Raw genomic sequence first — 16,085 nt, forward strand, 5'->3', positions numbered from 1 at the left:
AGATACGACAAGCGCGGTTACGTCTTCCTCGGGACCGCGACCGCCGCAACCCTCGTCATCTGGCTCCGGGCATGATCGGCCGGACAAGTCCTAGGTCTTCCGATAGGACGACTGACGACGCACCGGAGACCAGTGCCACCACCTTGGCCGAAACGGATTCGAACGCAATGTGCTCGGTCCCGATCCACCACCCGTCTCGCATCGCCGCGTCCGAAGCCTTCAGAGCAGCTTCGCGAAGCTCAGAGATACGCCGCGCAACAGCCTTGGCGGACCCCCGGCGCAAGCTCGCGGCTTCGTTCAGATAGAGGTCCCACGCCCGATAGGCGGAACGGATGGCAATGAGACGTTCCACCGCGCCGGCCTCGCGTTCCTCCCGGCGCTGCCGGGTCTGTTGTTGTGCTGCAGCACGAGCTGCTCGCACGGGACCCAAGTAGCCGCCTACGGCCGTTAGACCAGCCCCCACCATCGCGCCGATCGCACCCCAGACCGCGCCGTCCATGTCCTGTCCCATCCCACATCAGTCGTTGGAGATCGGTACGAGCCGACCAGCGCGGTGATGAGCTTGCGGCCGCCGTCTTGGTCAGCCGCCCCAGCGCCGTTTGCGTCTTCTCCCTCCGCTCAGCGCGAGCCAGCCCGGTGCCCTTCACCGCCTTGTTGTATGCGACGTCGAACCGTTTACTCCCGGTTCTGGCGATGAGGGTGTTCAGGTACTTCGGCTTGGCTGGGATGGCCGGGTGCTTCTTCGACTGCACGGCGCGTTCGCGACGGTCGGCGTACCAGCGTCGTTTCCCCGCCTTGCGCTTCCTCTCGGCCGCCTTGCTTGCGGTCGATCAAGTGCAGAGTTTTCACCCAGCCGTGACCGGGCTTGCCGGTCATGGCCTACCACAGCGCGTTCGCGGTCATCGCCGTCTCGTCCACCCCAGGCGCGGTTGGCTGTGGTAGTGCGTCGCAGGACGGACCAGATGCCTCGACCGGGTTGGTCGGGCGCGTAGGACGGCAGTTGGAAGGCGGTGAGCCAGTCGGGGTCGGCGATGTAGCGGCGCATTCCGGCCGTCAGGCGGGCGTTGGTAGTGTCCCAGACCAGCCTGATCGGGCCGCCGAGCTGCTGGTGCGCGGTCTGGAATCAGGTCGCGGTTCTCCCAGGAGAAGCATTCGCGTCCGTCGGGCCGGGCGTCCGCTCCCTCATCTACGACCAGGGACCCGCGCCGCCGCTGGGAGAGTGGGCACACACCGAGACGTTCGCCTCCACCGCGGCCGACAGCCCGGCCGGCTTCACCACGGGAACCGACCCGGACGACATGTTTCAAGACCCTGTGCCGCCAGAGCACCTGTTCAACCGTTCCGGCTCTGAGCCTCCCTACCCCTGGAAGGACGCCTCGTGTCGCACCGCACGACGTGGAGGGACACGTTCAGTTCTGGCCGGCATAGAGCGTTGCTCGCGGCTCAGCCCCCCAGGGCGCTGCGTCACTCATGAACCGGGCTGATCAGCTTCACCTGCATCACGCGGGCCAGACCTGCCTGGTCGGCTCCGTTCCCATCACCCCGCGACCTCGGCCAGGCCCCGGTGGTCGCTGTGACGGAAGCATGTGACGGGCAGGAGGTGGTGTGACTTACCGTTCGCGCGGGTGACCCCACCTCGGGTTTCGGGCGTGCCATCCGGGCGGGCCGCTACGAAGACCCCCAGGACGTTCGACCGTCACCCTCGCCCGGCGAAAGGAGCCGGCCCTGCCGGCGCCGTTCAGCTCGGTGCCTGCCGCATGTCCGGGTAGCAGCGCAGCCGTACGCCGGGCTGTCCGGCGTTGGGTGTGGTGCGTTCCACCGCGGTGGTGGCCCATATCGACGCGACCGCTGCCTGGACGTCACACACCTAGAGGGCCGGCCGGTTCAGGTGCGGCGGATCGGCGTAGCTCGGCAGGAGGACGAGGCGTGGGCTGCTGATCCCTGCTGGCGAGACGGGGGAGTACGACGGTGAGCGGATGCGCGCCGTGCCGCGCCCGGTGACGGGCGCCGCGGCCGGGTGGCCAGCGGTGGCCCTGGAATGCGAACAGCCTCCTCGACCTGCTGGTCGAGGAGGCTGTCGCGTTGGTAGCGGGGACAGGATTTGAACCTGCGACCTCTGGGTTATGAGCCCAGCGAGCTACCGAGCTGCTCCACCCCGCGTCGGTAGGACCACCCTACGCCACTGGCCGCGTGCTTCTGACCGAATTTCCCCCGGGTTGCGCGACCGGCCTCAGTTTCGGCTGCCGGGACGCCGCCACCGTGTGGTCTTGCTCTGGCTGATGGACATCAGGGGGCGCCGGATTACCGATGAGGCGTTGGCCTTCGGCAGGATGGGCGCATGACAGAGATCCGCACACCCCGTCTCCTCCTCCGTAGCTGGCACGACGACGACCTCGCGCCAATGGCGGACATCAACGCGGACCCACGGGTCATGCGCTGGATCGACGACGGCTCGGTGCGCGACCTGGACCACACGGCCGGGGCCATCGAGCGATGGGAGGAGGAGTGGGACGAGGAGGGTTTCGGGCTCTTCGCCGTCGAGTTGCTGGCCTCGGGCGAACTGATCGGCTTCACGGGACTGTCCGTGCCCGAGTTCCTGCCGGAGGTGATGCCCGCCGTGGCGATCAGCTGGCGGCTGGGTTCACAGTTCTGGGACCAGGGGTACGCGTCCGAAGCCGCGCACGCCACGCTGGAGTTCGCGCTTCAGGACCGCGGCCTGGACCGCGTCATCAGCATCAGCCGGGTGGGGGACAACGCCTCCGAGAACGTCATCCGCAAGCTCGGCATGGTGGCCGAGCGGGAGACGGTGCACCCGGTGTACGGCTACCCTCTGCGCGTTCACGCCATCGACCTGACTGAGTTCCAGGCGTAGATCGGCCGAACCATCGATCATGGCAAGCCAGCCGACCAATGTCCGTACGTCCAGCTGCCCCCTTTGAGGGCCCGGACGCTGACGGAGTCGACCGCGCACCGCGACCAGTCCAGCTCACCCGGGGCACCGAGTGCGTCCAGGACCAGGCGGCGCAGCTTGGCCCACACCCTGGCCTCGGTCCTCTCGCTGAACCGCCGTAAAGCGGTGACGTCTGACAGGCCGAATCCCGGCGGCAGTCGATTCCAGTGCAACCCGAGGTGGCCACGAAGATGCCGGCGGCCGGCACCTCGTGGTCCCCTCGTCGACGGTGCCCTCCACCCAGCGGGCGAACCGGCGCCGGCGGCGCCACCCGGCTGGAACAAGTTCAGATCAGAGGGGTGATCTGGTCTTCGATACCGAGCAGGGCCCGGCCGTACATCTCGGTCGCGATGGCAGGGTTGACCATGGCATGCCGCGTACCAGTCTCCAGATCCCGCCACATGCGCTGCAGCGGACTGTCCTCGGCGAAACTCCGGGCCCCGTGGATATTCAGCAGCAGGTCCAGTGCCTCTCGCGAGCAGCGGGCGACTGTGCCGATGTCCATGCGCGCCCGGGTCCGGTTGACGAGGGGCATGCACTGGCCGCTCGCCGCCCAGTTGTCGACATCGTCCGCGGCACGCAGCAGGTGCAGGGTTGCGGTGTCGATCAATGATGCGGCCTCGGCGAGTTGCATCTGGGTGGAGGGTGCCTCGCGTGCCTGTGCGTAGTGCGTATGCGAAATGCTCCGGCCGGTGGCGAGGGACGCCAGCACCAGTTCCATCGCGCCGCGGGCCAGGCCCAGCAGCGGGCCGGCGAGTGACAGGGCGAGCGTCGGGACGAACGCCGCACGGTACAGGGCCTCGTCCTTGAACTCGGTTGGGTAAGTGCCCTGGAGCGCGTGTGTCACCGACATGATGCGGTGGGCCGGGACAACGACGCCGTCGGCGATGAGGGTGTTGCTGCCGATGCCGCGCATCCCGGCAACCTGCCAGGTGTCCTCGATCGTCAACTGGTTCATCGGGACCAGCACCAAGGCTTGGTCTGCGCGCTCGCCGCTCTCGCCCGTGAGCGTCATGCCGAGCAGCGCCCATCGGGCGTGCAGACAACCGGAGGCGTAGCCCCACCGTCCGCTGACGATGGTGCCCGCCTCGGTTGTCCTGCCGGTCCCATGGGGTGGCAGGACAGCACAGGCACGGGTGCCGGGGTCCCGGGCGTAGACCTCACTCTGCGTGCGTTGGGGATAGAGGCCGATGAGCCAGCCCGAGATGTTGATCAGGCTGGTGGTCCAGGCAGTTGATCCGCAGCCGCGGCCGAGTTCCGAACCAACTTGGACCAGCGTGCGCATGCATGCCTGATGGCCCCCGAGCCGCTGGGGAACGGTGAGGCTGAACAGGCCGGCCCCATCGAGTGCCGCGATGTTCTCTGGAGCAACACGGCGGTCCTGATCGGTGCGGGCTGCATTGCGCCGGAGTAACTCGACCAAGGCTGCGGCCCGTCCGGGCAGCGTGGCCCGCTCGGTGTCCGGGGCAGGTTCCGCGGCGCCCATCGTCATGGGAGGTCCCTCCGTCACATGTGAAAGGGGCAGGCAAAGGCCGGCGGCCAGTACCGGCACCGTACCCGTATGCCTGCCCGTGCCCCCCGGTGCGGGCGACTTGCTGCACAGGACCGAAAGTGTGGCCCTGCAGCCTCGTCAAAAAGGACGATCTCTGGCATTCAAGTTGGCGGAGGCCCAGTTGCAGGGCGAGCAGCACCGTCCCCCGCCCTCGGAGTTGCTGATCGAGCAAGGACTCAAAGAGCGTGCATGCCGGTGAGCGCCGGCAGGCCGTCCGGAGCATCCGCGCCCGGGCCGTCACCCGCGCACAGGCCTTCGAGGCCCTCACGCAGGGCGTGCCCGCCTGCGGCCACTGTCGCCGGACACTGCCCTCGGACTGCTGGACTCCTGACCTCCGGCCACCCCGGATGAAAACGGCGGCGCGCGGCGCATGGAGGGAACACCCATCAATGCCGACCGACACCCTCCGTGAGATCGGTCCGAGGGCATCGAAGCCCCGGCTCACCTGACGAAGCGGGTCGGAACCCCGGCCGACTGAGCGGGCGAGCCGCCGGAGACACCCTCAGCCGCAGCGCGTCGTCCCGGGCCCTCGAGCCCGGGACGCACCGCTCAGTGCTGGACGGGCTCGGCTGGGAGCTGCTGGGTGATGCAGTGGATCCCGCCGTCACCCAGGGCGAGCGCCCTTGCCTCGACACCGACGACACGCCGGTCGGGGAAGGCACGGGCGGCGGCGGCCAGGGCCTCCTCGTCGGCTCCGGTACCGGCCAGCGGCATGACCACTCCGCCGTTGGCGACGTAGAAGTTCATGTAGTTCACCACCGCATGCCGGCCGAACACCTGGATCTCCTGCTGAGGCGGCAGCTCGAAGATGTCCAGGCTCCGCCCGCACGCGTCCGTCGAGCCCTCCAGAACGGCGCGGTTGGCCTTGAGCCGGAGATGGTCGGGACGACCGGGGTCGCCGCAGGCCTCGACGACTACCCGTCCCGGCCCGGCGAACTGGCAGACATGGTCGACGTGGCCGTCGGTGTCCCCCGCCAGATGCCCGTACGGAAGCCAGATCACCTTGGTCACACCCAGCAGGGCGGCGAACTCGGCCTCGATGTCCTCCCGGCTCAGCCGCGGATTCCGGTTGGGATTGAGCACGCATTGCTCGGTGGCGATGAGCGTGCCCTCTCCGTCGACGCTGATGGCCCCGCCTTCCAGGACGGTCATAGTGGCGCGCCGTTCGAAGCCCAGTTCCCGCAGCAGCCGCTCGCTGACCCTGTCGTCCTGGTCGTAGGGGTGGAAGCGGCCACCGAAGGAGTTGAAGCGGAAGTCGACTCCGACCCGCCCCTGCGGCCCGTGGACGAAGATGGGCCCCGAGCCCCTGAGCCAGGAGTCGTCCATGGGAATCTCGAGCGTGGTGATGTCCACGTCGCACAGGGACCTGACCCGGTCCGCGCTGCCCGGCGGTACGACGACGGTCACCGGCTCGAACGCGGCGATGGCGCGTACTGCGGCGGCGTACTCCCCTTCGACTGCCGCGAAGCTCTCACCCCACAGCGACTCACGGGTGGGCCAGGCGATCAGGCAGGCCTCGTGCCGTTCCCACTCCGCGGGCATCCGCAGCCGCTTCACCGCTCTTCCTCCGCCGGCCCGAAGGACCGTACGGCGTCTTCGGCGGCTGCCCAGTCGCCGTGGAAATGCTCGGCGAGGACGTGCAGCCACCGTTCGACACCGAAGGCCACACAGGAGGTGTGGGCCTGTTCCCCGGCCACCTGGATGTCGGCGCGCTCGCCGAAGAAGTTGCGGTGGTAGTTGACCGAGGCGATGGCCAGACCGCATTCGCTCAGGAACTCCTCCTTGGTCGGGAAGAGCCGCTGCATGACGGCGCGTGAGCCGTTGCTGTCGAAGAACGGATCCGTGGCGACGTCGGTGGTCAGCCTCAGGCCGAGGTGATCTGCGAACCGCCCGATCAGTTCCTTGTGCACACCGAGGTGGTTGCGGACCGTCTCCGCGTCGCCCACCGCGATGATCTCCCGCATGGTGAAGCCGTGCAGGCGGCGTAGCCCGCTGTACTCGCTCTCGCGGCGGAAGCACTGGGCGATCGTGGTGATCCGGACAGGCTGTTCGAGCCGGCTGCCGACAAGGGAGAGGTAGGCGTTGTAGCAGGCGGCCGACGGGAGGACGAGCCCCGCCTCGTTCAGCTGATCGGGGGTCAGCCTGCTGTCGGGCGCCGCCGGGTGGCGAGGCAGCTCCTGCCCGCTGTGCGGGCTGACGGGAGCCGCGACCAGCGCGAGGTGCGGGAAGTTGACGAAGTAGTCGAACCGCGCCAGATCCGCCACCTTGATCAGCGGGGGGAACAGCATGTCATCGGCCCCCGCGGTGGCCGCCCACCGGCTGAAGACCCCGTCCAGCGCCGTACGCAGGCGGACGGCCTCGGGGCCGAGGGTGACCAGGCCGTCGGTGACGCTGACCGGCGAGAGCGAGGCTGTGCTAGGGCTGCTCATGGGTGCCTGCCTTGGTGAGGAACGCGCTGATGCGGTTCAGGGTGCGGAAGTTCGCCACGTCCGTGGTCCCCAGGTCGATGGGTCCACCGCTGAACTCCTCCATGAGCAGCAGGAACTCCACGAAGGTCAGCGAGTCGAGGATGCGGGCGTCGATGAGGTCGCTGTCCCAGTCGATGGTGTCCACCGAGCGGTTGCACTTGCGCAGGAAGTCGATCACGGCTTCCATGGCCTCGCTGTCAGGCGTTGACATGGCTCTCCCCCCACGGGGTCCGGAAGATGCCGCTCGCCACGAAGAACCTGTCCACCCGGGCCATCACCCGGGCATGGAAGGCCTCGCGCACCGGATGCTGCATCGCCTTGCGGCGGACCTCCAGGGGTTTGTCCACCCCGGCGTCCCGGAACGCCTGCGGGTTGTACAGGCTGCGTACCGAGTAGGTCATGTAGTCCTTGACGTACTTCTCGATCTCGTCGCGCCGGTCGGGGTCGGCCGCGCAGGCCCGCTGGTGCAGACGCTTGACGAGCTGCTTGCCGAAGGCGACGTGCCGGCTCTCGTCGTGGTGGTGAGCCGCGTGGATCTCGCGCAGGATGTCCGGGATCAGCTGGTCCTTGCCCATCCGGCTGTTGAAGTAGTCGAAGATCTCTTCGAAGATGAGGATCCGGGAGAAGACGACGACGTCGTCCCAGAGGTCACCGTGGCCCTCCCGCCTGAGCGGGGAGGCGGCCTCGGGGTAGATGCCGCCCGTGTACCGGTAGCAGAACTCGGCGAAGAACCACATGTGGGCGTTCTCCTCACCGGTGAAGTGGTGCAGGTACTCGTTGTAGTCGGCGAAGTCGGGCGTGTGGATCCGCTTGGACACCTCGATCATCAGCTCGCGGATGCCGTGGACGTGCAGGCTGAAGAAGTTGACGGTCTCGTAGCGCGCGAGGGCTTTGAGGGTTCGTTCGTCCTCCACGAGCCCGGTGCCGTGGACCGTGAGGTACTCAGGGTTCATCCACCAGGCGTCCTGGGAAACCGAGTCGGGCCAGGTGAACTTGGTGTACGGGTTGTAGTAGTCGTTGCGCGACTTCTCGGAGAGCCGGGCGAGCATCGAGCCGAAGTCGGAATCTTCCATCGTGTTGCGATCTTTCGGTTGTACGGAGCGCCGACGCCGCGGTCAGGCGAGTGCGCCGGCCAGATGGACCATGGAGCGTTCGAGTCCGCGCAGGAACTGCTCCATGGTGGTGGCGGGGAAGTGCCGGACGTCGCAGGTCAGTGACAGGTCAAGGTGCTGTCCGTCGCTGTCGACGACGAGGTAGAAGGGTTCCTGTTCGGTGACCTCGGGCCAGGTGAGCACCGTCTTGCCGAGGAGGCGGTCCAAGTCGGCGTCGTCGCCCTCACCGAGGGGGGCCGACTCGGGGCGGGTACGCCTGTCGTTGACGCAGTAGTACATGCACAGCGGATCCCGGGGTCCCTGCCCGAGCCGGGCGAGCAGGTCGTCCATGCCGGCCTTGTCGCAGCCGGCGTTCTGGTAGGCGGTGAGAGCCGAGCGCCAGGAGCGCCGGACGGCCTCCCGCAGATCGACGCCGTCCACGTCGACGGAGAAGTACGACTCCTGCATCAAGGTCGCGACCATCGTCCGGGTGCGTTGGTCGAAGCGCTGCGAACTCGTCAGGTGCAGGTCGACATGGGTGCTCCCGGTCAGGTCCCGCAGCAGCAGGGCGGTGGCCCCCAGGAGGACCGCCGAGGTGCTGACACCGGTGCCTCGCGCTATCCGTCCCGCTGCCGCGTGGGCGGCCTGCGAGCGCAGCCGTGCCTGGACATGGCGCTCGCCGGCGGCGGAGCCGCCCACGGCAGGGGGCAGCGCCAGCGGGGTCCGGTCGCCGAAGAGCGATTCCACGTGACGCAAGGTGCGGTCCCGCTTGGCCACTCCCTCGGGGGACACCTGCCAGTAGGCCAGGCCCACCGGCGTCATCAGTGTGCTCTCCGGTGGCAGGTTCTCGCCGTGCCGGAGGTGGCGCTCGACCTCGTCGAGAAGGTGCAGCAGGCCGTACCAGTCGACCGCCAGGTGCGAGAAGGCGTACACGACACTGCGTACCCGGCCCTGCGCCACCACCAGGGCCAGGCGCACCGGCAGTTCCCGGTGGTAGTCGAAGGGGCGGGCCGCGAAGGACTCCCGGAGGACACCGCTCTGCCCGGCCACACCGTCGAGATCCGTGTGGACGACCTGGACGGGCAGCCTTCCCTCCTTGAGCACCACCTGGCGCAGGGATCCGTCCCCGCTCCGGGGAAACACGGTACGCAGGGATTCGTGCCGCGAGAGGAAGAACGACACCGCGTCCAGGCACTGCGTCTCCGTGAGGCGCAGGTCGTCCGGAAGGGGGAGGGAGCCGGTGATGGTGTAGGCGTCGTCGTGGGGAATCGCCTTCTCGATGAGCGCCCAGATCTCCTGCTGCCCCCACGTCAGGTGCGCGTCGACGGAGCGTGCCCCGGTGAAGGAGGCGTACCTCGGCTCGGGGGGCGGAGTGTCATCGTTGTGCGGCATGGTGTCAGGCCAGTTCCTCGGCGATGGCGGCTGCGAAGGCGCGGATGTCGCCTTCCGTGGTGTCGTAGGCGCACATCCAGCGGACCTCGCCGGACGACTGGTCCCGCAGATAGAAGCGGAAACGTTTTTGCAGGCGGGCGGTCGCCTCCGGGGGCAGCACGGCGAAGACCGCATTGGCCTGCACGGGCCGCACGATGTGCACACCGGGCACGTCACGCACCTCGTCGGCCAGCAGCCGCGCCATCGCGTTGGCATGGCGGGCGTTTCGCAGCCACAGGTCGGCTTCCAGCAGGGCGATGAACTGGGCCGACAGGAAACGCATCTTGGACGCGAGCTGCGCCGTGGTCTTGCGCAGGCGCTCCGGGCCGCGGACGGCCTCGGGATTGAGAACGACCACCGCTTCTCCGTACAGCATGCCGTTCTTCGTCCCGCCGAAGGACAGGACGTCCACGCCCGCATCGGTGGTCAGCGCTCTCAGCGGGACGCCGAGGGCCGCGGCGGCGTTGGCCAGCCGTGCGCCGTCGACGTGGACCAGCATGCCTCTGTCATGGGCCCAGTCGCAGACGGCCGCCGTCTCATCCGGCGTGTACAGGGTGCCCAGTTCGGTCGACTGACTGATCGAGACGACATTGGGTTGCGCCCGGTGCTCGTCGTCCCAGCCCCAGGCCTGCCGCTCGATGAGCGCGGGGGTGAGTTTTCCGTCGGGGGTGGGGACGGTCAGCAGCTTGAGCCCGGCGATCTTCTCGGGCGCGCCGGCCTCGTCCGTGTGGATGTGGGCGCTGTCCGCGCAGACCACGGCACCCCAGGGGACGCTCGTCGCCTGGAGCCCGAGCACATTGGCGCCGGTGCCGTTGAAGACCGGATAGGCGGTCGCCCGGTCGCCGAAGTGCTGACGGAAGACGTGCTGGAGGTGGGCCGTGTAGACGTCTTCGCCGTATGCCGTCTGATGGCCTTCGTTGGCCACCGCCAGCGCGGCGAGGACGTCGGGGTGGACGCCCGCGGAGTTGTCGCTGGCGAAACCACGGGCGGTGGGGTCGTGCAGTCGGGAGATCACACCTTGTCCGTTCACTTCCGCAGGGCGCGCTGGTTCGAGCCCGTGCTTGATGTGGGGTGGAGCGTTGGGCAGCCGGTATTCCAGGTGGTGAAGGGTCGGCCGCATGTGTGCGCAAGCCGGCTGAAGCGCAGGCGGCTCCAGTCGGGATGCCCGCGTCGGGGCTGTGCTGGTGAAGCGGCAGGGCTGACAGCGGGTCTGCTGGGGTTCGCTCTGGCATCGGTGGCGCGGAGGGACGGTTTTCGTCCTGCTCCGTGCGGCGAAAATCAGCCAGAGACCTCGCGTACCACGCCCCCCTCGTCCGGCACGAACTGATGCGTAGATACTACGAGATGATCTAGCGGCCAACGCAAGACTTACGGCAAACTTCCCTGGCAGACGCAGATATGACGCTGCCTCGGCAGCCAAGTCGCATCCGCTCGGGCATGGCCCACAGCGCCGGCGCCGTGGCCGCCCAGTCGTCGAGCGGGGCCTGGCGACCGCCGACCCGAACAGGAAGACAAGTCATGCGAACCTCCCCGCCCGGTGCGCTGCGGCGCGCCCACATCGGTGCTGTCCTCACCTTCGCCCTGGTCGGCATGGTGAACGGCGTCCTCGCGGCCCGAATACCCGGACTGGCGGCCAAGTTGGGCCTCGGTACGGGTGACTTCGGGCTGGTGGTGCTCTGCTGGGGGCTGGCCGCCCTGGCTACGAGTCAGTCCATGCGATGGCTGGTTACAGCCCTCGGGAACAGGCTGCTGCTCCGGATCGGCACCCCGCTCGTCGCCCTCGCGGTCGGCCTGATCGCACTGAGCCCGTCCTACCCGCTGCTCCTTGCCGCCGCGACAGGCTTCGGCGCGGCCTCAGGCATCGCCGAAGCCATGATGAACGCCCAGGGCAGCCTGGTCGAGCGGCTCGCCGGCCGGCCGCTGATGAACGGGATGCACGCCGGGTGGAGTGCGGGCGCCGTGTCCGGCGGCCTGCTGGCCGCCGGACTGGCCGCGGCAGGCGTCTCCTACACCGTCACCGTCCTGGCCGTCGCGGCATCCGCACTGCCGATCGCGTGCGCGCTCGGCTGGACCTACCTCGACGCGCCGGCCGAGGAGGAGCACACCTCCGGCAGGCAGCGTCTTCCCCGGATCGTCTACGCCATCGGCGCGCTCGCCTTCTGTGCCCTGCTCATCGAAGGGCTGGCCGCCGACTGGAGCGGCCTGCTGCTCACCCGCTGCCTCCAGGCATCCCCGGCGCTCGCCGCCGTGGCCTACCCCGTCTTCGAGATCGCCACCTTCTCCGGACGCCTGTGCGCGGACCGGATGCAGACCCGCTACGGTGCGCGCTCCCTGCTCACCGGCGCCGGCCTCGCCACCGCCCTCGGCATCCTGCTGGTGGTCGTGGCCCCCTCCGCACCGGTGGCGATCACCGGATTCGGGCTCACCGGGCTGACCGTGTGCGTCGTCGTCCCGCTGACCATGTCCGTGGCGGGCGCGGTCGCCCCTGGACGATCGGACGCCGCCATCGCACAGGTCTCGGCCATGGGATACACGGGCCTGCTGGCCGGCCCGGTGGTCATCGGCTTCGTCGCGGAGGCCGGCACCCTGCGCAGCGGCATCGCCGTGGGCATCGCGGTCGCCCTCGTCATAGCCATCGGCTCGCGTCGTCTGCCCGAGCACCCCCAACCCGCCGCCGCGCAGAACAATGGCGGCGCCGAGGCGCACGAACCCGCCCGTTCGTCGGACGCGAGGTAGCCGTAGACCGTCTCCCAGGGCGGGAAAACGTGCCGCAGGTAGCGCCACTGCAGCCTCGTGCGATCCACGTACAGCATCGCGTCCATCGCCCGCGAACTCCCGCACGTCCTGCGCCTGCTGGCCGAGACCGACCCCGACCTCGTGCCCGGGATCGACCCGGAGCTGTTCTTCGTCCACGGTGAGCACACTCCCGAGCAACGCGCCCGCATCTTCGCCGAGTTCGCCGCCGCCGACTGCGCGCTCCTCGCCATGCGTTCGGGGTGTGGGCGGTGAAGTCAAAGTGCCAGCGGCGTGCGACCTGGCTTGTCCAGGCGATGGACCTGACCTTCTTCGACCCCCGCGACCAAGGCGTCTCCCGCTCCCGCCGCCTCGGGCTCGCCGCCGCCCGCTCCTACCGCGACCAGTACGGCCACCTCGACGTCCCCGCCGACTACACTGACCCCGCCGGCTACCGGCTCGGCACCTTCATCAGCACCATGCGCGACGCCCGCACCGCCGCTCGCCTCGAACCGACTGGATCGCCGAACTCGAGGCCCTGGGCCTGCTCTGGGACAAGCACGACGCCGCCTGGCGCGCCCGTCTCGCCGCGGCCGCCGACTACCTGGCCGCCCACGGCCACCTCGCCGCCCCAGCTGTGCTTCGATCACAGCCGAGGGCTGACCGAGCGGGAGAAGCGGTGCCGCGAACGAAACGGCAACCGTGAAAGACTGGTCGATCGGGTGTAAAGACCCGGGCGGACCGATCACCGGGAGGGCTATTTCTTCGGCCAACGGGGGCCTTGAACAGGCGGCGGGGTGACGCCGTTGCGGTGTTCGGCGGCGTCCCGGATGGCCGGGAAACCGTGGTGCCGACAACGCGGCCGGCCTCGCCATGTGCCGCCGCCTGGGCTTCAGGCCCGTGCGCGACGTGGTCGACGACGGCAAGGTGACCAAGCTGATGGTGATCACGACGACGGAACCTGACCGACCAGGGCGGCGACGGCCAGGCAATACAGCGGCGGACCCGGCCGCGACGGCCGCCACCAGGGGCCGGGCAGGACCGCCCGCCACTCAGGAGAAGTACGCCGCGGTCATCCCGTCGGAGTGTCCGGCCGGCCACTCCACCAGTTCGATCCGGTACCCGTCCGGGTCCGTGAGCCACGAGGTCTTCGGGCCCGCGGGACCGCCCGGACTCAGGACGGGCCCCGGGTCCAGACCGGCTCCGGCCAGCACCTCCAGGGTGTCGGCCAAACCGTCCACCTGGACCGCGAGGTGGTCGACCCCGCTGCCCACGTCGACGGGTCCGTCAGCGGGACGGTGGACCAGCTCCAGCGAAGCCGCCGTCTCCTCGGAAAACTTCAGGATCACCAGGCGGCTCCCGTCGCCCGCGTCGACCCGGCCCAGCACGCCGTAGCCGAGGGCGGTGTAGAAGCGCAGGGAGCGCTCCAGATCGGTGACGCGGTACGACACGAAGAGCGTCCTCACGCCGCCTCCCCGACCCGGCGCACCCGGTAGCGGAGGTGCGTGACGCCCCGGCCTTCGAGCCGCCGGACGAGCTCGAGCTCGGTGTGCTCACCACCGAGGTGCTCGAACAGCCGCCGACCGCCCCCGAGGAGGACCGGCACCAGGTGGATCTCCATCTCGTCCAGCTGCCCGGCTCGCAGCAGCGCCTGCGCCGCCCCCGCACCGTGCACCATCACGGGCCGGTCCCCGGCAGCGGCCCGCGCCAGCCGGGCGCACTCGTCCACGTCGGTGACGAACCGCGCGTGACCGGGCGGCTCGTCCCCGTCGTCCACGTGGTGGGTGAGGACGAAGATGGGCACGCCGTCGTGATGGTCGCCCTGCCAGCGCCGGGCGAGCTCGAAGGTCCGCCGACCGGAGATCAGCGCGCCGGTCGCCAGCGCCTCCCGGTACACCTGGCCGCTCGGCCCGTCGGACTCCCGGTCGTCGAGCCAGTCGAAGAGCCGTCCGCCGTCCAGCCCCAGCTCCTGACCTGGCCGGTCGTCCGGCCCGGCGATGAACCCGTCGAGCGACATCGACATGTACAGCCGAATCGGGTGGGGCATCGTGGACTCCCTCGCTCCGCCACGCCTCCGGCCCCGCGGCCCCTGCTCGGCCGACGGAGGTGCGTGTACAGGGGAGACTGCCGACGACCGGCGAACTCATCGCACCGGCACGCCGAGGAGGGTGTCACCGAAGGGCGCGAGGACTCGCTCAGCGCTCGAAGACCGCCGTCGCCACGGGCACCGCCAGCAGCAGACTGAGCCCGACCAGCGGGAGCCGGTCCAGCCACAGGACGGCGGCGAACTCGCGCAGGGTCGCGGAGAGCCAGTACGCGGGGGAGGTCGGCGCGCCGATGACGTCGACGGGGACGCCGGCGCGGCGGGCCAGCAGGGTGGTGCGGTAGACGTGGAAGCCGCTGGTGACCACCGTGGCCCGGTGGCCGGGACCGGCGCGTTCCATGAGGGCCCCGCTGAAGCGGAGGTTCTGCCTGGTGTTGACGGAGCGGTCCTCCCGCACGATCCGGTCGGAGGACACTCCGCGGGCGCGCAGGTAGTCGGCCATGGCGTCCGCCTCGGAGACGACCTCGTCGTCGCCCTGCCCGCCCGAGACGACGAACATCACAGGATCCTTGTCCGGTACGTCGGGCGCGTCCACCGCGAGGGCGCGCTCCAGCCTGCGCCGCAGCAACGGGCCGGGCCGGTCGCCGTCGAGCCCGGCGCCCAGGACGACGACATGGGTGGTCCCCGGAGGCATGGTGCTGCGCCCCCGGACGATCACGTACCCGGTGAAGGCCAGGAAGAGCAGCGAGAGGTACCCCGCGGCCGCGTTCACCGCGACCATGAACCCACCCGCCACCTCGCCGCCGACGGCGTACAGGACGGCGTCGAGGCCGAGCACCGCCAGCACCGCGCAGCCGGCGGCGCCGGTGGCGAGCAACGGCGTCTGCGGCCCGTAGCGCCGGACCAGGAGGACGGCGTCGACCAGCAGGAGCAGGCCCAGCGCGAGCGCCCCGAGCAGGGCGAGGACGGCCAGCACGGAGGCGACGGTGTGGTGGGTCTGCGCGCTGCGGGCGGACACACCGAGTCCGGCAGACGTCACCGCGAGGCAGAACAGGACCGCGGTGGAGAACCGGTGCGGCGCCAGCACGGCATGCACGAGGCCGCCCGCGGCGAACACCGCCGCGGCAAGGTACTCCGGGTACTCCGGCACGTCCCGCACCACTCCGCTCTCCCACCCCGGGGCCCGTCCCCGCCCGCCTGTCGCCGCCTGCGCGTTCCGCCGGAGACCGTGGACCAGCCGGCTCCTGCCCCGGCCACGCCCGTTGCCCGCTCGGCGCTGCGCGAGCCCTGAGGGGGCGCGTGGCTGGGGGCGCGCCGGGGGCCGCCTGGGGCGCGGCGGTGTCCTGGTGCGGCTCCGGCGCCTCGGTGCCTTCAGCGGCGGGATACAGCTGCACGAGCTGCTGGAGCAGACGCGCGTACGCCTTCCGCGTCGGTGCCCGCGGCTCGGTCCTGCCCGACTCCCAGTCGCTGACGGTCGCCCGCCGCACCCGCAGGGCGCCGACCACCTCGTCCAGGGTCAGCATGGGCCTGGCGCAGGCGCCTGCGCTCCGCGGGCGGCGGCAGCGGGGACCGGGACGACGACCGACGCGTCCACCGCTTCGCAGCTCGGACGACACGAGACACCTCCACGACCACCGCCCATCCTACAACCGTCAATCGTATCTATCGCGTACCGACACCGCACATGTCGCGTACGCATGGCGCGCCCCGCGGCGGCATGCTCTAGGACTTGTCCGGCCGATCATGCCCGGAGCCAGATGACGAGGGTTGCGGCGGTCGCGGTCCCGAGGAAGACGTAACCGCGCTTGTCGTATCT

17 protein-coding genes, 1 tRNA gene and 2 pseudogenes are annotated in these 16,085 nt (G+C 69.8%); 5 read left to right on the plus strand and 15 right to left on the minus strand.

Annotated elements, in window-relative coordinates:
- Positions 1 to 55 precede the first annotated feature (55 nt).
- From ACZ7N4_RS38580 to ACZ7N4_RS38590, 3 genes are all read right to left on the minus strand, one after another.
- The gene (locus ACZ7N4_RS38580; protein WP_471368571.1) at positions 56 to 499 is read right to left on the minus strand and encodes a hypothetical protein; all 444 of its coding nucleotides are present in this window, start codon (positions 497 to 499) and stop codon (positions 56 to 58) included.
- Positions 500 to 1,738: 1,239 nt separating this feature from the next.
- Positions 1,739 to 1,867: a DUF6207 family protein gene (locus tag ACZ7N4_RS38585; RefSeq protein WP_471368574.1), complete on the minus strand. Its 129-nt coding sequence runs from the start codon at positions 1,865 to 1,867 to the stop codon at positions 1,739 to 1,741.
- Positions 1,868 to 2,083: 216 nt separating this feature from the next.
- Positions 2,084 to 2,160, minus strand: a tRNA-Met gene (locus ACZ7N4_RS38590).
- Positions 2,161 to 2,338: 178 nt separating this feature from the next.
- Between ACZ7N4_RS38590 and ACZ7N4_RS38595 the strand changes: the two genes are divergently transcribed.
- On the plus strand, positions 2,339 to 2,872 hold the full coding sequence (locus tag ACZ7N4_RS38595) for a GNAT family N-acetyltransferase (RefSeq protein WP_471368578.1): 534 nt from the start codon (positions 2,339 to 2,341) through the stop codon (positions 2,870 to 2,872).
- Between the two features lie 59 nt (positions 2,873 to 2,931).
- Here the strand turns inward: ACZ7N4_RS38595 and ACZ7N4_RS38600 are convergent.
- Positions 2,932 to 3,221, minus strand: a pseudogene (locus tag ACZ7N4_RS38600) (transposase); the annotation flags it as partial.
- Between the two features lie 15 nt (positions 3,222 to 3,236).
- Positions 3,237 to 4,442, minus strand: a complete 1,206-nt coding sequence (locus ACZ7N4_RS38605; protein WP_471368580.1) for an acyl-CoA dehydrogenase family protein — start codon at positions 4,440 to 4,442, stop codon at positions 3,237 to 3,239.
- A gap of 245 nt (positions 4,443 to 4,687) precedes the next feature.
- On the opposite strand from ACZ7N4_RS38605, the gene ACZ7N4_RS38610 reads away from it, so the two are divergent.
- Positions 4,688 to 4,951: a hypothetical protein gene (locus ACZ7N4_RS38610; protein WP_471368582.1), complete on the plus strand. Its 264-nt coding sequence runs from the start codon at positions 4,688 to 4,690 to the stop codon at positions 4,949 to 4,951.
- A 100-nt stretch (positions 4,952 to 5,051) separates the two neighbouring features.
- Here ACZ7N4_RS38610 and ACZ7N4_RS38615 read toward each other — a convergent pair whose 3' ends face one another.
- The 6 genes from ACZ7N4_RS38615 to ACZ7N4_RS38640 are packed head-to-tail and all read right to left on the minus strand — an operon-like array spanning position 5,052 to position 10,507.
- Positions 5,052 to 6,059, minus strand: coding sequence for an agmatine deiminase family protein (locus tag ACZ7N4_RS38615; RefSeq protein ID WP_471368583.1), 1,008 nt, complete (start codon positions 6,057 to 6,059; stop codon positions 5,052 to 5,054).
- Complete coding sequence (locus ACZ7N4_RS38620; protein ID WP_471368585.1) at positions 6,056 to 6,931, minus strand: aminoacyl--tRNA ligase-related protein; 876 nt, start codon at positions 6,929 to 6,931, stop codon at positions 6,056 to 6,058. The genes ACZ7N4_RS38615 and ACZ7N4_RS38620 overlap by 4 nt, the downstream gene beginning before the upstream one ends.
- On the minus strand, positions 6,918 to 7,181 hold the full coding sequence (locus ACZ7N4_RS38625; RefSeq protein ID WP_380976878.1) for an acyl carrier protein: 264 nt from the start codon (positions 7,179 to 7,181) through the stop codon (positions 6,918 to 6,920). Before ACZ7N4_RS38625 ends, ACZ7N4_RS38620 begins: the two co-directional genes overlap by 14 nt.
- Positions 7,168 to 8,043: a diiron oxygenase gene (locus ACZ7N4_RS38630; protein ID WP_471368588.1), complete on the minus strand. Its 876-nt coding sequence runs from the start codon at positions 8,041 to 8,043 to the stop codon at positions 7,168 to 7,170. The genes ACZ7N4_RS38625 and ACZ7N4_RS38630 overlap by 14 nt, the downstream gene beginning before the upstream one ends.
- Before the next feature lie 42 nt (positions 8,044 to 8,085).
- The gene (locus ACZ7N4_RS38635) at positions 8,086 to 9,453 is read right to left on the minus strand and encodes a condensation domain-containing protein (RefSeq protein ID WP_471368591.1); all 1,368 of its coding nucleotides are present in this window, start codon (positions 9,451 to 9,453) and stop codon (positions 8,086 to 8,088) included.
- A gap of 4 nt (positions 9,454 to 9,457) precedes the next feature.
- On the minus strand, positions 9,458 to 10,507 hold the full coding sequence (locus ACZ7N4_RS38640; protein ID WP_471368595.1) for a threonine aldolase family protein: 1,050 nt from the start codon (positions 10,505 to 10,507) through the stop codon (positions 9,458 to 9,460).
- A 917-nt stretch (positions 10,508 to 11,424) separates the two neighbouring features.
- On the opposite strand from ACZ7N4_RS38640, the gene ACZ7N4_RS38645 reads away from it, so the two are divergent.
- Positions 11,425 to 12,228: an MFS transporter gene (locus ACZ7N4_RS38645; protein ID WP_471368611.1), complete on the plus strand. Its 804-nt coding sequence runs from the start codon at positions 11,425 to 11,427 to the stop codon at positions 12,226 to 12,228.
- Here ACZ7N4_RS38645 and ACZ7N4_RS38650 read toward each other — a convergent pair.
- Positions 12,219 to 12,314 (minus strand): annotated as a pseudogene (locus tag ACZ7N4_RS38650) (IS5 family transposase); the annotation flags it as partial. The gene ACZ7N4_RS38645 and the pseudogene ACZ7N4_RS38650 sit on opposite strands and share 10 nt — an antisense overlap.
- On the opposite strand from ACZ7N4_RS38650, the gene ACZ7N4_RS38655 reads away from it, so the two are divergent.
- Positions 12,286 to 12,501 carry a hypothetical protein gene (locus ACZ7N4_RS38655; protein ID WP_471368598.1) on the plus strand — a complete coding sequence of 72 codons (216 nt, stop codon included), beginning with the start codon at positions 12,286 to 12,288 and terminating at the stop codon, positions 12,499 to 12,501. The pseudogene ACZ7N4_RS38650 and the gene ACZ7N4_RS38655 overlap by 29 nt on opposite strands.
- Positions 12,502 to 12,542: 41 nt before the next feature.
- Positions 12,543 to 12,953 carry a helicase associated domain-containing protein gene (locus tag ACZ7N4_RS38660; protein ID WP_471368601.1) on the plus strand — a complete coding sequence of 137 codons (411 nt, stop codon included), beginning with the start codon at positions 12,543 to 12,545 and terminating at the stop codon, positions 12,951 to 12,953.
- 324 nt (positions 12,954 to 13,277) lie between these two features.
- Here ACZ7N4_RS38660 and ACZ7N4_RS38665 read toward each other — a convergent pair whose 3' ends face one another.
- The 3 genes from ACZ7N4_RS38665 to ACZ7N4_RS38675 form a co-directional block, all read right to left on the minus strand.
- Entirely contained in the window at positions 13,278 to 13,691 is a 414-nt protein-coding gene (locus tag ACZ7N4_RS38665; protein WP_471368604.1) for a VOC family protein, read from the minus strand.
- Entirely contained in the window at positions 13,688 to 14,272 is a 585-nt protein-coding gene (locus ACZ7N4_RS38670; RefSeq protein ID WP_471368606.1) for a dihydrofolate reductase family protein, read from the minus strand. The genes ACZ7N4_RS38665 and ACZ7N4_RS38670 overlap by 4 nt, the downstream gene beginning before the upstream one ends.
- Before the next feature lie 148 nt (positions 14,273 to 14,420).
- Complete coding sequence (locus tag ACZ7N4_RS38675; protein WP_471368609.1) at positions 14,421 to 15,419, minus strand: YdcF family protein; 999 nt, start codon at positions 15,417 to 15,419, stop codon at positions 14,421 to 14,423.
- Positions 15,420 to 16,085 lie beyond the last annotated feature (666 nt).

It is taken from the genome of Streptomyces sp. NPDC107654, assembly GCF_055639035.1.